This window comes from Streptomyces sp. 15-116A (assembly GCF_025290915.1).
Lineage (GTDB): Bacteria > Actinomycetota > Actinomycetes > Streptomycetales > Streptomycetaceae > Streptomyces.
Genome location: NZ_JAOCQE010000173.1, coordinates 1 through 13,579, shown reverse-complemented (window position 1 = coordinate 13,579; position 13,579 = coordinate 1). Strand labels below are relative to the sequence as shown.

The window sequence follows — 13,579 nt, the reverse complement described above, 5'->3', positions numbered from 1 at the left end:
CAGGGGCCCGGCCAGGGCCGGGTGGGCAGTGTGTGGCTGTTGGGGGCGCTGGCGGCTGCGAGCCTGCTGGGGGAGGGGGCGGCAGCCGACTGGGCCGCAGTGCACCTGCATACGCTGCACGCCACAACCGCCCTCGGCGCGACAGCGTTTGCCCTCTACAGCGCGGGCATGGCGATCGGCCGGCTCACCGGCGACCGGCTCACCGCCGCGATCGGCGCCCCTGCCGTGGTCCGCACCGGCGCGGCGCTCGCCGCCGTCGGACTGGCCACCGGCGTCCTGGTCGACAGCGTGCCTGCGGCGCTGGCCGGTTGGGCGGTCTTCGGACTCGGCCTGTCCGGCACCGTCCCCTCCCTGATCACCGCCGCTGGCAGACACGGCCCTAGAGCCGTCGCCACGGTCTCCGTCACCGGCTACCTCGGCCTCCTCGCCGGCCCCGCCGTCATCGGCGCCCTCGCCAGCGCCACCACCCTGTCCATGGCCCTGCTGCTGCCCGCCCTCCTCGCAGCCGCTCTCGCCGCCCTCACCCGCCGAGCCCTGGAGAACACCGCCCCTTGACCCGCACTACCGGCCCCGACGCCGTCATCCTCGACTACAACGGCGTCATCGGCCTGCAGCCCACCCGCGCCCAGTGGCTACGGCTGGCCCGTATCGCTTCGTGGCCTGAAGATGATCTCGCAGCGTTCCAGCGCGCCTTTTGGAACGCCCGCGACCTCTATGACGCCGGCCAGCTCAGCGACCTGGCGTATTGGGCCCGCGTCCTCGGCGCCCACCCCGGCCCCCGCCTGCTGCGCGAACTCCTGGCCGCAGACACCGACATGTGGACCGCGACCGACGCTGGCGTCGTGTCCGTCCTGCGCCGCGCCCATGCCACCGGAGTGCCGATGGTGCTGTTGTCCAATGCACCCTCCCACCTCAGTACGGTGCTCGACACCCACGACTGGCGCCGCATGATGGCCCAGGCGCTCTACTCGGCCCGCCTGCAGCTGTGCAAGCCCGCCCCAGCCATTTACCAGCAGGCGCTGCAGGCCACCGCGGTCCGTGATCCACGACGCGTGCTGTTCGTGGACGACCGCCTCGACAACTGCCAGGCCGCCGCCCGCTTGGGCCTGCGCACGCTGCACTACACCGGCTCTACCGACGGCCTCCGAACAGCTTTGCTGCCCGCTGACTGACTCATCCGCCCGTGCCGCCACTCAGGAACCCGTGTCCCTTCACGACGACCTTCACGCCCTAGACGGAGACGTCTTCATTTCTCCGCGCCACCTCGCCTCCACGACCGGCACCGGCGACGCAGCCCTCACCCCGCTCCTCGACCTCGGCTGGGACCTCCAGCACGACGACCTCGGCAACGTGTACGTGAATGCCCCCGACCGCCGCGTGCGCCTGGGCTACCTGCCCGAAGGCGAGGACGACGGACTCTGGCGCATCAATGCCTACAAGGACCCATTCGGACCGCCGACATGGGGCGTCTGTTTCAACGACCGCGTCCCCACCGAGTTCGTCCAAGCGTTCACCACCGCCCTCGCCACCGCATACGAACAGGGGCCGGACGCCTACCTCGCCCGGCCGGTCTCGGGAACCGATGAGCACGATCCCTTCCTCGCCGTCGTGCCTCTCCTACAGCAGGGATGGGAGATCGACCGTCCCCGCTGGGGCGTCTTCGCCGTCCAGGCCCCGGACGGCCTCGCCGGTCTGGAGTTCACCACCGGGGACCTCGATCCGGAAGCCGAGCTGACCACCCGTGACGCCCGCTGGCAGCTGTGGGCGGGAAAATCCATCGACCGGCCCGTCTGGTACGCGACGGCCAGCACCGACACCCCCGTCGCCCTGCTCACCGCAGTCACCCGATGCGTCGCCGATCCGACCCCGCTGCCCCGGTGGCGTCAGGACACCCTCAGCTACATCGAGGGCATGGCCCGGCTCCACCCCGTCATCCCGCCGCAGCCGCAGGCCCCAACCCCGCTTGACGTGCAGCGGGCTGCCGCATCCCGCCGTCCGGCCGGGCTCCCTGCGGCCAGCGTCCCGCGCTGGAGCACCACCAGCCGGCAGGCCCTGCCCGGCCCGCGCCGATAGCGCCGGCCCATCCCCGACCGGAGATCCCTCTTGTCCCTGCAGGCCGCCGAGTTCTTCGCCGAGCTGTGCCTCCCCTTCCACGACCACGCCGTCGTGGGCGCCACCTACTTCGCCGCCCCGGTCTCGGGCGCACCGCTGCGGCTGCGGATCGAGTTCACCGCCACCATCCACGCGGACACCTATGGCGGTCTGCGGGTGGCGGTCATCCACCCGGACCGCGGTGAAATCGACGCGGTCGCCCTCAGCTTCCTCGATCACGGCACCTTCCACCGCCGCGACGAAGTCAACAACACCCGGCCGAACACCAAGCAGTACGGCACGTTCAGCACCTACCACCACCTCGGCCGACCACCGTGGGCGGGAGCCGTCACCACGGGGCTGCGCGACGCCATCGAGCAGTACACCGCCGTCTGGTTCCCCGGCGCCTGGGCCGCGTCCACGCCCAACCGCGCGGCGAGCCGTTCCGCGCACCGGGCGCCCGGCCCGCCGTCCACCCGCAGCCAAGCCCGCACTCGCTGAGTCCTCGTCCCGATCCCCATGCGGTGACCGATCTTCCACTGTCTGATCAAGGAGCCCCAGTCCTCATGCACGCTCGCTTCCTCCGTGGCGCCGTCCGATCCGCCGCCGTCGCCGCCGCGGTGACCGGCACCCTTACCTGGGCGCCGACCGCGAACGCCCAACCCTTCGAACCGACTCCCCTGGCGTCGACTGCCCCTGCCGAGACACCGGTCCCGGACGCGGGCAGCATCGAGATCACCGCGAAGGACACGGCTGGAGACGTGCTTCCCGGCGCCGCGTTCCTGCTGCTCGACTCCGCCGGACAGGAGGCCGGACGTGGGAACACCGACGCGCAGGGGAAGCTGACCTTCCCCGACCTCGCGCCGGGCGTCTACCGGCTCAAGGAGACGGCCTCCGGCAGCCCGCTCCACGAGGTCGTCGCCGACCAGGACGTCATCATCACCCCCGGAGCGACCACGCGGCTGACGATCACCGACTCGTTCAAGGCCGCCAGGGTCCTCCTGCAGGCCAAGGACGACAAGAGCGGCAAGCTCCTGCCCGGCGCGACCGTGAACATCGGCACCGGCACCTCGACGCTGCTCACCCTGACGACCGGGGCCAAGGGCACGGCCTCCGGCGAGCTGCCGGTGTCGAGCCAGACGACGCAGTTCTGGGTCAAGCAGGTCAAGGCGCCCGCCGGATATGACCTCTACAAGCCGTCCAAGACGTTCACCGCGGGCCCCGGCGCACCGGTGACTGTGACCGTCACCAACACCAAGACCGCGACCAATCCGACGCCCGACCCCTCGGACAAGCCGACGCACAAGCCCACCGGTGCCCCGTCCACACATGCGGACAAGCCGGGCAGTGAGACCGGCGGGGCCAAGCCCTCCGCGCCGGGCGCCGGCACGCCGGATGCCAAACCCACCTCCACCGCAGTCGCGATCCCGGACGGCGACTCCACGTCGGCGACCCCGGCAGGCTCCCTCGCCCACACCGGCGCCGGTGCCACCCCCTGGATCGCCGCAGGCGCGGGGATCCTTGTCGTTGCAGGCGCCGTCACCCTGGTCGCTGTCCGCCGTCGCACGACTACCGAGTCCGAACCGCACGACAACAGCGAGACCAACTAGCCGAACATCAACCACCGCCAGCAGGCCCCCGGAAGGTGCATCCGGGGGCCTGCTGGCATCTGTCGACGCCGAACCGCTGCCCCTCCAGCACCCGCACACGCGAGGCGGTGTCACCTGCTCAGGGCGGCCTCCGCGTCGGCGAGGGTGTCGAAGACGTGCAGAACTGAGGTCAAGCGGACTCCGCGAGGAACAGGCTCCTTCGGCGCGCTTCTTCAGGTAGAAGTCGCGGTTCGGTCCCTGGCGGTGATGCTGGTCTGCGCGGACAGGTAGAAGGTGCGTCGCAGGCGGCTGCTGCAGTGGATGGGACGGTGCAGGTTGCCGGTGCGGCGACCGGAGTCGCGCGGGACGAGCCCCAGCCGGCTGCCGAGGCCAGGTGACCGGCGTCCGCGAAGGCGCTCAGGTCGCCGAGAGCCACGACGAACTCCGCTCCCAGCAACAGACCAAAGCGCTAAGGGTGACTGCTCTGGCGACGGGCGGTGATGTCATTTCGGGCAGCAGTTCGCCGGGGGCAGACAGGAAACATCGCGGGAAGACTGGCCAACGGGCGCGAGAGCATGTCAACGTAGACGACCTTGCAAGAAACCCCAGGTCAGAGAGGTGATTGCCCGTGACCGTGGCTCCCGTCGGCCCTGGATTCTCCACCACTGTCGAAGCCTTGCGGCGGCGCGAGTGGCAGCTGGGTCCTGGCCAGCCCACGCTCGTCATGGACCAGTTCTGCGCTGAGGACTTCAACCTCATCGTGGACGACCGTGCGGACGTGCACGTCAGCTCCAAGGACGGCCGGTTCTACCTCGGCTGGTTCCCGCTCGGTCGTCCCGGCACCGACGGCGAGGGATGGAAGATCGCCGTCACGGGCACGGCCAAGGTTCGCGGCTACCAGATGTCGTTCGACACCGAGACGCCGGCCGACATCGTCGCTGCGGCCGTGGCACGCGTGCTGGAAACCTCACGTCGCGCATGACAGTGCAGGCGCCTGCGGGTTGTCCTCGCTGGGAGGGTGGCCGGCTGACTGCCAGGCCGCCGGCTGATTCCACCGCTCACCGTTTCCCTCACCCAAGGAGGCCGTTCATGACGACGTCCACGGAGATGACCGTCGGCGATCTCATCGACCTGCTGTCCGGTTGCGACCGCAGTGCACCGGTCCGCCAGGCCATGAACCCGTTCTTTCCGATGGCACACCGCTTGGCGCAGGTCGTGCAGTCCGTGGACGAGACCGGCCAGACCGTCGTCTACCTCGCCGAAGGCCGGGACGAGGGCTCACAGCTCGGCCATCTGCCGCCCGAGGTCGCCGTCGCCCTGACCTGGCAGGGCGACGTCCAGGCACCCCCGCGCCGCCCCCGCCGCCGTGCCGGCGGCAACTAGACCCGCACCGAGCCCCTTGGAGGCGCCCCTGTACCCCGAATGTCCGCCCGACCCGTCCACTCCACGTGGCGGCCAGCCCGCGTTCTGGGTCGGCCCCCGGCATCTGGCCGGTGACGATGGGCGCCTCTACGACGCCGTCGCCGACACGCTCGTCGGCCTGGGCTGGACGAGCCTGACGATCGTCCGCGGACGGCACGAGCCGGACGAGGCACCCGAGGACCGCCAGGTCCTGCGCAGCACCGTCCTGCACATCAGCCCCGACGCCCTGCGCTGGGCCCAGTGGAGCCTGGCGGACGAACCGTTCCACCTGGGGGACCTGCCGATCGCCTGGCAGATCTCCGCCCGCGCGGACACGAGCAGCCCGCTCGCCCAGTGGTCGGCCTACTTCACCCCCGACGTCCCCGGCGAGGCCGTAGCCGACTTCCTCGTCGCGCTCGACGCACGCGAAGAGCCCGCCCTGCCGCTTGCCGGACCCGAGCTGGTCCTGGACGCCGTCGCCGCACACGGATGGCTCCGCGACATCGACCAGCCCCAGGCGGCAGCGACAGACCCGACGTTCACCTCGCACCTCAGCCTCGGCGAGGTGCCGCCTCTCATCCAGGACGGCGACCCGCGCGCCCTGATCACCGAAGACGACGAGGCGGGGCTGGCCGGGTGGCAAGCGTGGGCCGAGCCCGCGCTCGGCGCACCGTGCCTGTGGGCGGCCTCCTTCTCCGCCAGCGTCCCGCACGACCTTGTGGCCGCCTTCGCCGCCTCCCTCAGCTCGACGGCACCGGTCCTGCGGCGGGTGCTGCCCGAGGCCACCCGGGAGCGTCTCCTGCGCGCGCCGGCCATCTAACGGCCCGACGTTGCATTTTCCCCCAAACGCACAGCCCGGCCTCTTCCGACATGGAGGGCCGGGCTTCTTGTTTCTCGGGCCGGCAGTTACGTGCGCACAAACGCGCTGCTGCCTGCCGGGACGGAACCCGGTCGCCAGAGGCGCAGTCGCTGACACTGCCCCTCGTTGTCCCCGAAGGCTTTGCCACCCTGTGACGTAAGTTGCAGGATGCAGCAATGTAACTCAGCCCCGGCGTCCTTCTTGCCCTCGTCCTCGGCGTCGCCGTGATCGTCGCGCTGAAGGTGCGTTCACACCGCAAGCGCATGGCCGCCCTCGCAGCACAGTGGCAGGCGTTCCAACAGCACAGGAATGCAGGCCGAGGAGATCTTCTTCAGATCACGCGGGTCTACCAGCGCGGACGCCGCGGGTCGAAGGCCGTTGTGACCTGGTGCGACACCGGTCGGCAACAGGACGCCTGGTTCTGGAACTGGCACGTTCCCGCGGGCGCGTACTTGCTCGTCAATGCCTCCAGCGGCTATGGGCCCCACAGCCACAATCCGAACGTGCTCTACGTACAGCCCGGCCAGGTCCAAGCCTGGGTCCCCGCCCAGGCGGCGCGCGCTGCCCAGCGCGTCGGCTGACGCGTTGCTGCCCCCGACCACCATGGTCGGGGGCAGCACATGACCGAGCAGGTCAGCCAGTTGCTGTGGCCTTGGCGAGGGCCTTGCCGAGGTGGCGGTCGACGAGGGCCGGAGCGCCGGAGACGATCAGCAGCAGATTGCCGTCGCGGATCGCGGTCTGCTTCACCACGGTGCTGCGCGCGGCGGTGGAGAACGTCAGGAGCTGGCTCCACTGCTGATCCCCGAGTCGTCGGGGCGCGGGAAGCTTCTGCGTGGTTATGTTGATCGGGGTGCCGCCCGCGACGACCTGATAGGTGGGGCAGCCGGTCATGGCGTCGAAGATCCGTCTGATGCCAGTGGACAGCTTGTTCGCCGTGTCGCTGTACAGCTCCTCGGAGATCTCCGAGGAGCTGTAGCCGTAGGTGAAGGCCGCCTTCGCCTTATGCGGGAAGGTGAGCGTGCCGCCGGTTGCCGCGTCGCCGCCCAGCTGGCTCAGGGCCTGGCAGCCGATGACGGTGACGTCGTCGTGCTGGGCAGGACGCTTCGGGTTGGGCAGGTAGCCGCTGCCGAGGTCGCTCTGGTCGAGCAGGCGGGACTCGAGCGCGGCCGACGGGAGCGCGGCCGGCTTGTGGACCGCATCGGAAGGCTTTCCGGTCCGGGCGGAGAAGGGCGTCTGGTGCTTGGCCTCGGTGGTGTCGGTGGAACAGGCAGGCAGGGCGAGGAGGGCGGCGGTGATGCCGAGGGCGGTGGTGGCGAGGCGAACGCGCATGACGGAACTGACCCCTTGGTGCTAGGCGACGGATGGTCAGTGCGGGCCCGAGGGCCCGGTGGGGTCGTAGGAGTGGTGGTCAGTGCCCGAGGTGGCGCAGGCAGTCCTCGAACGTGGCGTGCGTCGCGTCCGCCGGTCCGCTGTTCCGGTTGAACCACGCCGTGTCGAGGCGAATCTCCTGCTGCTGGTGGCCTGCTCGGCAGCGCAGCCAGATCTCGCCGCGGGTGGAGAGGATGAGCCAGTCTCGGTAGGCGCCGCACTCGACGCAGGCGGCCATCTCGCCGTCGAGGACGAGGGGCTGCTTCCACGGCATCATCTTGCCGTCGACCTGGTCGTGGCTCGGCACGCGGAGCTCCGGCGGAAGGAAGTCGTCCACGACGACGGCTGGCTCGACGGGTTCCGGTTCGGCCGCCGGCACCCCAATGCCCGGCGGGACCTGGCCCTGCATCCGCGCGTGCAGCTCGGCGAACTGCCTTTGAGCTTCGTTCGGCTCCTTGGCCCGGCGGCGTATCCGGTGAAACACCCTGGCGCCCTCCTCTAGTTCGTCACCTCGTCCTGCGCGCTTCAAGATCGTGCCCCACGCCCCCGGCGGTTGCAATTCACAAAGTCCACAGCCGCCTTCGGCCAGGTCATCTGGGGTGCTCCGGCTTCTCGGTTGCCGGGATGACGAGTTGGCGACCTGGTCTGTCTTCGTGCGGCGAGATGCCGTTGTCACGGTGTGCCCGATCACACGTCGCCGTTTCCCTCGACCGCCCAACTTCGCGACGTCTACTGGCTCGACTCGCCTCATCTACGTCATGCTCGCCTGTCCTGTAGGTGCGCGGATTCCGACGGCCTCCACATCGAAGCTGGTCGTCACCGAGGTTCGATGTGGCGTACGGCCATGCTGTGGGTTGCGGGCGGAAGCGGTGGTGCTCTCCCTTCTTTCGGTGATGCGCTGAGACCGCGTGCCAGCGCCCGGCGCGCTCATCGGGTCTTACGCGATGCCTCCTCTCCGTTGCGCCGCCTGTCGGCCGCGGAGGTTTTGGTCGTCGTCCCGCGCGTTGCGGACCGGCCTGCTACGGGGCTGTGCTCGGGCACGTGGGAGGCGTCGGCGGGCAGGTCGGCCGTCCGCCGCATCCGCCACACGAGCACGTCGCTGACGGAGTTCGCGGTGCCGAGTTCGCGGCGTTCGGCTACGTCGGACAGGAGGGCGGCCGGGTCGTGGCCGGCGGCTTTGGCCTCCGCGATTGTCGCCGCCAGGGCGTACCAGCCGGGCTCGGCGAGGATCTGCTCGGCCAGCTCCGGCAGCGCCTCGCGCAGCAGCACGGTCTGCCGCTGGAGCATCGGTCGGCTCATACGCCGGCCTCGTTGGTAGAGCACACTGAGGGGCTGTGCGGCGGCGGCCTGGTAGGCGGTACGCAGGTGCTCGGCGGCCCGGGCGGCGGCTTCGGCCTGCTGGGCGTGACCCTTTCTGGCGTGCCAGTGCGCGCCGGCGGTGATGAGGAAGAACAGCATGTCGATGGCCATCGCCGTGGTGGCGCCGTCTTCCCCGCGGCCGAGGGCCGGGCCGCCGTGGACGAGGTCGCGGGCGGCCTGCCGCAGGGCTCGGTCGTGCCCGCGTACGGCGCGGACATGGGAGCGCGTGGCCCGCTCGAAGGCCGCAGCCGCGTCCCGTAGTTCGCGGCGGGTGAGGGCGGCGGACGTCTTCGCGAGGGCGTCCAGGACCTCGCCGGCCGCGGCGATGTGGGCGGCGGCGACCCCATCGTCGCCGTGCTCGACGACGAGGACGGCCTGCCACGCGGCCGATGCCGTGCTGCGGCGTGCGGAGGCCGGAGCGCCCGGTCCCGTACGGGGTGCTTGCTGTTGCCGGGCAGCTGGGTTGTCGTGGGCGTCGCCGGACCAGCGCTCTCGGATGCGGGGCAGCGAGAGATCGGGGGCGAGGCGCGCGCCGGGGTAGAAGACCGGCTCGCCGTCCTTGTTGAGGTCGTCGGGCAGAGCGACCTTGTATCCGAGGAGGTCGCCTGAGGGCGCGGCACGCTTGCGGATCAGGAGACCTGCGGCGGCGAGTCGGTCGAAGAACTCCTCGTCGCTCCTCGCGCCGGTCACCGCGCGCCGTACCGTTTCCCGCAGTTCCTCGCGGGCGGTGCGCTCGCGGCCCTGGCGCTCGGCCTTGTGGCGCTCAGCGCTGGTGGGGCGCTTCGCGCCGGTGCCGTCGCCCTTGTTCAGGCGGCGCAGGCCGAGTTCGACTTCGAGGGCGCGGGCCTGGGCCTGGACCCGGGCGGCGTCGTGGTCGAGGTCGGGCTTGAACCCGTCCTCGCGCACGAGGGTGGCGATGATGTGGATGTGGTCGTCGGCGTGCCGGACCGCCGCCCATCGGCAGCCGGCGCCCTCCTCGGGGTCGTCGATGCCGGCGGCGGCCACCATGCGCCGGGCGACCTCGCCCCATTCCTCGTCACTCAAAGTCCGGTCTTCTTCGGCATTGCGGACCGAGAGGTGCCACACATGCTTCTTGGGCCGGTCGGCCTGCTCGACGTTCGCGACGGGCTGGTCGAGGAGCTGCTGGAGCTGTTTGAGCGTGGCGGACGGGTCACGGCCGGGGTCGGGGGCGTTGCCATCCCAGGAGGCGACCAGGTGCGGGTCGGTGTGCTCTTCGAACTTGCCGGGTCCGTAGAGGTAGGAGAGGAGGCCGATGGTGCGCTGTCCGCGCTTCTGGATCCTGGGGATCATGCCGTTGAGGGGGTCCTAGTCCTGGTGGAGGAGCCGGTCGGTGGCGTGCTGGACGCCCTGGACGGCGCGGTTGGTGGCGGCGATGACCACGTCGAGTTCGCCCGGGTGCCCTCCGGCGTTGACGGCTCGGGCGATCTGGTTCAAGTTGCTGCCGACATGGCCGAGATGCCGACGGGCGGCGAACAATTCGGCGATGACCTCACGCTCGCTGGCGACGGCACTCGCGGTCCGTTCAAGGTCGCGGGCGGCGGACAGGGCAGCGCGGGCGAGGAAGCCTGCGAGGGTGAGGCCGGCGGCGTTCGCGCCGGCGGCCACGAGGGCGAGTTCGTCGTCGCTGAATCGGGTGTTGCGGACGTGCGGACGCTGGCGACGCTGGTACTTGCGGCGGCGCGTGCGCGGCTGCTCACGTCCGTCCTGTATCCCCTCTGGCTGCGATCCGCCCTCGGTCGCAGCCTCCTCGTCTGGCGTCCCCCGGCGCCGGACGAGCCCCTGCCCCCCAGGGGCAGGGGAACCCTTGGATACTCCGCTCAAGGCGGAGTATCCAAGGGGATAACTTGCTCGCCCCGAGACCGAGTTGGAGTCGGGAGCAGGTTCGAGTGTGGTGCCGGTCTGGGTGGGGTTCGTCATCGGGATTCGGGCCTTGTAGAGCGGGTGTGGTGCTGGATGGTCGCGGCCAGCGCGAGGACGTCGGCCGGTCCCGTAAGGACGCGGACGGGTCCGTCGGGCTTGTCCTGGACGAGCCACTGGCTGGTCGGCGTGAGGACGGCCGCGTGCAGGAGCCGCCAGCGGACCAGGACGTCCGCCCAGGCGCTGGCCTCATCGACCGTGGGCTCGGATGAGCGAGCAGGACGCGCAATCACGGCGTGTCTCCTCAAGCGGGGCTGTGGCCCGGCACATGCCGGGCCACCGGGTGGGATTAGGGGCTTTGAGCTGGAGTTTTGCCGGTTCAGCCGCACTCGGGACAGCGACCGACGTGGCTGCTGAGCGCCCGTGCCATCCGTTGCTTCGCCGAGGCAGCCTGCTTTGCGCTGGACTTCGCCGCCGGCCTGCCCTCGTGCCGCTTGGAGTGGGCGAGCATGAAGCCGATCTCCCGCTCGTACTCCGCACGGACGGTGTCGAACTGGTGGCAGGTCTTCATGGGGCTGAACTCCTTGTCGTCGTGGTGGCGTCCCTCCGCAGTTCCTGGAGGACGAGGCTCAGTCGGTCGTTCCGGCCGCCTTTCAGGCCCTCGCGGCGGAGGATCTCCCGCAGCTGGACCCGGGTGACGGACTCGTTGCCGTCCCGTTCGAGCAGGGCAGGGACGTGCGGACGGACCTGCTGGACGAGCTGGTCCACCGACTGCTCCGGCTCGCGCGGTGGGCGCTGTGTCTGCGGGGTGCGGGACCGGGCGCGCTTCCCCTTGGTCTTCGTCCGTGGCTTCGTGGTCGTCTTCCTTCGCAGGGGCACCGTGTGTCCCCGGTCCCCGGTTGGCTCGGTCCCCGTGTCGGTGTCGGTCGGTCCCCGGTCCCCGGTTGGCTCGGTCCCCGTGTCGGTGTCGGTCGGTCCCCGGTCCCCGGTGGGCTCGGTCCCCGACTCAGCGACGGTCGGTCCCCGGCGCGAATCAGGGCCCTGAGCAGGCACTTCTCGCGTAAGGCGCTCGGTCTCCACGCCTCGGGTGTCCCCCTCCGCGACTTCCGGAGTGGCGGGCCCGGTCCCCGGGACCGGGCCTGCTTCTAGGGCCTCGGTCCCCACCTCGGTCCCCGCGTTCTCGCCTTCGGTCCCCGCGCCTGCCGACACCTTCGAGTCCGCAAGCTTGGGGACCGGTCCCCTCGGATCGCTCGGTCCCCGGTCCCCGTCCGACTCGTCGGGACCGTGGGGACCGGGGACGGGGACCGGCGCTTTCGAGGCCGACTGCGAGGGGACCGTGGCTGGTGTTGCGGTGCTCTGCGCCGGGGACCAGGGCGAGGGCAGCGGGACCGTGGCGAGCGCAAGTGCGTGCCGGCGCGCGGCGAGCTGGTCGAGCAGCTGTGCGCGCTGGCGGGCGTCGGTCCCGACTGAGGCCCTGCCAACCGCCTTCGACAGGCGCCGCGTCAGCCGCCGTCCGCGCCTGCTTCGCTGCTGCTCGGGTGTGCGCTCGGCAAGGCGGGCGGCGAGGGCGACTGCGCGGGCGGTGGCCCGGTCCCGGGTGATCTGCGCGGCGTCGCGGTCTCGAGCGGCGATCCCGAGGCGGGACAGCAGCCGTTCGCGTGCTTCCCTTCCCAGGACGGCGATCAGTCCGTGGGAGGCGGCACCGGGAGTGCGCAGGCGCAGCTCAATCCCCATGGCGAGGTGCCACAGCATCGCCGCCATGACCGGACCGACGAAGGCCCTCACCGTGCCACCGATAGGACCGCTCTCGGCATAGGCGGGGATGACCTGCACTCCGGTGATCACCCAGACCAGCGTGCCTGGCAGGCCGGGGGCGCCCTCGGTGGCCAGGTTCTGCCGTGCCATCAGCGCCGTCGCGAAGAGCGCCAGCTCGGCCGCGGCGAACATGCCGGCTCGCTCGGCGGCGCCGGCCATGTCGAGGTAGTCGGCGGCGAACCGCCAGCTCGTGTCCGCGGAGTAGCAAGTACAGCCGAGGGCGGCAAGGGCAGCGACCTTGACCGCCGGACCGCTGAGACGTTTCTGCGGGCGCGTGCTTCGGCGCCGGATCGTCCAGCCGGTCAGCACCAGCACGACGGCGGCGGGCACGACGGCGGCGAGGAGGAGAGGGAGGTCCGGAGCGGCGCTGAGGGACAGGAGTGGGTGGGTCATGCGGCCTTTCCGAGAGAGGCGTGCGCCGGAGTCGACGCTGCCGGGCGGGCTGCCGGCTGCTGTGTGCCGGGTGCGGCGGGCGCAGGGCCGCCTGCTGCTGGGGCGGTCTTCTTCCGCTTCTTCTTGGGCCGCGGCACGCCGTAGGTGCGGTCGCGGTCGAACACCTTGTTGGCCGCCTGCCGGAGCAGGTCACGGGCGTGCTTGTGGCTGATCTGCAGGGCGGTGGCGAGCCGGTCGGGCCGCCAGCCGCGTACGTAGGCGTGGTCGATGACGACCTGCCGCTCGGCCTCGGTCAGATGCACGTCGCGTCCCAGGAAGAAGGACGTGACGCGTCGGTAGTCGAGGCGCTGGTGCAGTCCGTCGTGCCAGGGACGCCGCTCGGCCTCGGTGAGGCCACCCCAGATGCCCTCCTTGAGAACGTTTTCCAGGGCGAAGTTGAGGCAGTCGCTGCGTACCGGGCACCAGCCGCACAGCTCCTTCGCCTCGGCTATGGCTTCGTGGTCCCGCGGGAGCGGGAAGAAGACGGCGTCAGCGTCCTCGACGTCCATGCCGTGGCACGCTCCCTGGGTGTGCCAGCTGGTGTCTCCGATACTGCGCAGGCCGGTGGCCGGCGCGTCGTGGGTGGTGATGTGACGCAAGGGTGGTCTCCGATGTGCTGCCGCGTCGGCCGGCTGGGCGGGCGCTGGGCGCGGCGTCGGGTGCCGGCTACGGCGCGCGGGCGTGCGCCGCATCCGGGGCGGAACGGTGATGTTGGGGTGGCGGTGCGCCGGGAGGCACGCGCCGATGCGCCGGTCAGGCCAGCGCGGGCTGCTGGACCTGCTCGCTC

At 71.1% G+C, this 13,579-nt stretch carries 16 protein-coding genes and 2 pseudogenes; 9 read left to right on the top strand and 9 right to left on the bottom strand.

Features of this window, described 5'->3' with window-relative positions; genetic code table 11:
• The 5 genes and pseudogenes from N4P33_RS23850 to N4P33_RS23830 all read left to right on the top strand — a co-directional run.
• A pseudogene (locus tag N4P33_RS23850) lies at positions 1–555 on the top strand (MFS transporter); the annotation flags it as partial.
• Positions 552–1,172 carry an HAD-IA family hydrolase gene (locus N4P33_RS23845; protein ID WP_260828744.1) on the top strand — a complete coding sequence of 207 codons (621 nt, stop codon included), beginning with the start codon at positions 552–554 and terminating at the stop codon, positions 1,170–1,172. The pseudogene N4P33_RS23850 and the gene N4P33_RS23845, both read left to right, overlap by 4 nt.
• A 31-nt stretch (positions 1,173–1,203) precedes the next feature.
• A complete protein-coding gene (locus tag N4P33_RS23840; RefSeq protein WP_260828743.1) occupies positions 1,204–2,073 on the top strand; it encodes a DUF317 domain-containing protein in 870 nt (289 codons plus the stop codon).
• A gap of 30 nt (positions 2,074–2,103) precedes the next feature.
• A complete protein-coding gene (locus tag N4P33_RS23835) occupies positions 2,104–2,592 on the top strand; it encodes a hypothetical protein (protein WP_260828741.1) in 489 nt (162 codons plus the stop codon).
• Between the two features lie 65 nt (positions 2,593–2,657).
• A complete protein-coding gene (locus tag N4P33_RS23830) occupies positions 2,658–3,701 on the top strand; it encodes a SpaA isopeptide-forming pilin-related protein (protein ID WP_260828740.1) in 1,044 nt (347 codons plus the stop codon).
• A gap of 195 nt (positions 3,702–3,896) precedes the next feature.
• Here the strand turns inward: N4P33_RS23830 and N4P33_RS23825 are convergent.
• Positions 3,897–4,143 (bottom strand): annotated as a pseudogene (locus tag N4P33_RS23825) (transposase); the annotation flags it as partial.
• A 165-nt stretch (positions 4,144–4,308) separates the two neighbouring features.
• On the opposite strand from N4P33_RS23825, the gene N4P33_RS23820 reads away from it, so the two are divergent.
• The 4 genes from N4P33_RS23820 to N4P33_RS23805 all read left to right on the top strand — a co-directional run bounded on the left by N4P33_RS23820 (position 4,309) and on the right by N4P33_RS23805 (position 6,521).
• Positions 4,309–4,662: a DUF317 domain-containing protein gene (locus tag N4P33_RS23820; RefSeq protein ID WP_260828739.1), complete on the top strand. Its 354-nt coding sequence runs from the start codon at positions 4,309–4,311 to the stop codon at positions 4,660–4,662.
• 107 nt (positions 4,663–4,769) lie between these two features.
• A complete protein-coding gene (locus N4P33_RS23815; RefSeq protein ID WP_260828737.1) occupies positions 4,770–5,063 on the top strand; it encodes a hypothetical protein in 294 nt (97 codons plus the stop codon).
• Between the two features lie 16 nt (positions 5,064–5,079).
• Positions 5,080–5,901 carry a DUF317 domain-containing protein gene (locus N4P33_RS23810; RefSeq protein WP_260828736.1) on the top strand — a complete coding sequence of 274 codons (822 nt, stop codon included), beginning with the start codon at positions 5,080–5,082 and terminating at the stop codon, positions 5,899–5,901.
• 263 nt (positions 5,902–6,164) lie between these two features.
• Entirely contained in the window at positions 6,165–6,521 is a 357-nt protein-coding gene (locus N4P33_RS23805; protein WP_260828735.1) for a mS29 family ribosomal protein, read from the top strand.
• Between the two features lie 52 nt (positions 6,522–6,573).
• On the opposite strand, the gene N4P33_RS23800 is transcribed toward N4P33_RS23805, so the two are convergent.
• The 8 genes from N4P33_RS23800 to N4P33_RS23765 form a co-directional block, all read right to left on the bottom strand.
• Positions 6,574–7,269 (bottom strand): hypothetical protein, encoded by a 696-nt coding sequence (locus N4P33_RS23800; RefSeq protein WP_260828734.1) that lies wholly within the window; start codon positions 7,267–7,269, stop codon positions 6,574–6,576.
• Between the two features lie 79 nt (positions 7,270–7,348).
• Positions 7,349–7,792, bottom strand: a complete 444-nt coding sequence (locus tag N4P33_RS23795) for a hypothetical protein (protein ID WP_260828733.1) — start codon at positions 7,790–7,792, stop codon at positions 7,349–7,351.
• 443 nt (positions 7,793–8,235) lie between these two features.
• Positions 8,236–9,978, bottom strand: a complete 1,743-nt coding sequence (locus N4P33_RS23790; protein ID WP_260828732.1) for a relaxase/mobilization nuclease domain-containing protein — start codon at positions 9,976–9,978, stop codon at positions 8,236–8,238.
• A gap of 15 nt (positions 9,979–9,993) precedes the next feature.
• Positions 9,994–10,605 (bottom strand): plasmid mobilization protein, encoded by a 612-nt coding sequence (locus N4P33_RS35725; protein ID WP_399030032.1) that lies wholly within the window; start codon positions 10,603–10,605, stop codon positions 9,994–9,996.
• Positions 10,602–10,838 (bottom strand): hypothetical protein, encoded by a 237-nt coding sequence (locus N4P33_RS23780; protein ID WP_260828730.1) that lies wholly within the window; start codon positions 10,836–10,838, stop codon positions 10,602–10,604. The genes N4P33_RS35725 and N4P33_RS23780 overlap by 4 nt, the downstream gene beginning before the upstream one ends.
• A gap of 86 nt (positions 10,839–10,924) precedes the next feature.
• Entirely contained in the window at positions 10,925–11,116 is a 192-nt protein-coding gene (locus tag N4P33_RS23775) for a hypothetical protein (RefSeq protein WP_260828729.1), read from the bottom strand.
• A complete protein-coding gene (locus N4P33_RS23770) occupies positions 11,113–12,753 on the bottom strand; it encodes a hypothetical protein (RefSeq protein ID WP_260828728.1) in 1,641 nt (546 codons plus the stop codon). The genes N4P33_RS23775 and N4P33_RS23770 overlap by 4 nt, the downstream gene beginning before the upstream one ends.
• Entirely contained in the window at positions 12,750–13,391 is a 642-nt protein-coding gene (locus tag N4P33_RS23765) for a WhiB family transcriptional regulator (RefSeq protein WP_145870839.1), read from the bottom strand. Before N4P33_RS23765 ends, N4P33_RS23770 begins: the two co-directional genes overlap by 4 nt.
• Between the last annotated feature and the right edge of the window lie 188 nt (positions 13,392–13,579).

Coding starts and splice junctions, on each gene's coding strand:
- N4P33_RS23830 (WP_260828740.1), top strand. CDS start 2,658: ATGCACGCTCGCTTCCTCCGTGGCGCCGTCCGATCCGCCGCCGTCGCC.
- N4P33_RS23815 (WP_260828737.1), top strand. CDS start 4,770: ATGACGACGTCCACGGAGATGACCGTCGGCGATCTCATCGACCTGCTG.
- N4P33_RS23800 (WP_260828734.1), bottom strand. CDS start 7,269: ATGCGCGTTCGCCTCGCCACCACCGCCCTCGGCATCACCGCCGCCCTC.
- N4P33_RS23790 (WP_260828732.1), bottom strand. CDS start 9,978: ATGATCCCCAGGATCCAGAAGCGCGGACAGCGCACCATCGGCCTCCTC.
- N4P33_RS35725 (WP_399030032.1), bottom strand. CDS start 10,605: ATGACGAACCCCACCCAGACCGGCACCACACTCGAACCTGCTCCCGAC.
- N4P33_RS23775 (WP_260828729.1), bottom strand. CDS start 11,116: ATGAAGACCTGCCACCAGTTCGACACCGTCCGTGCGGAGTACGAGCGG.
- N4P33_RS23770 (WP_260828728.1), bottom strand. CDS start 12,753: ATGACCCACCCACTCCTGTCCCTCAGCGCCGCTCCGGACCTCCCTCTC.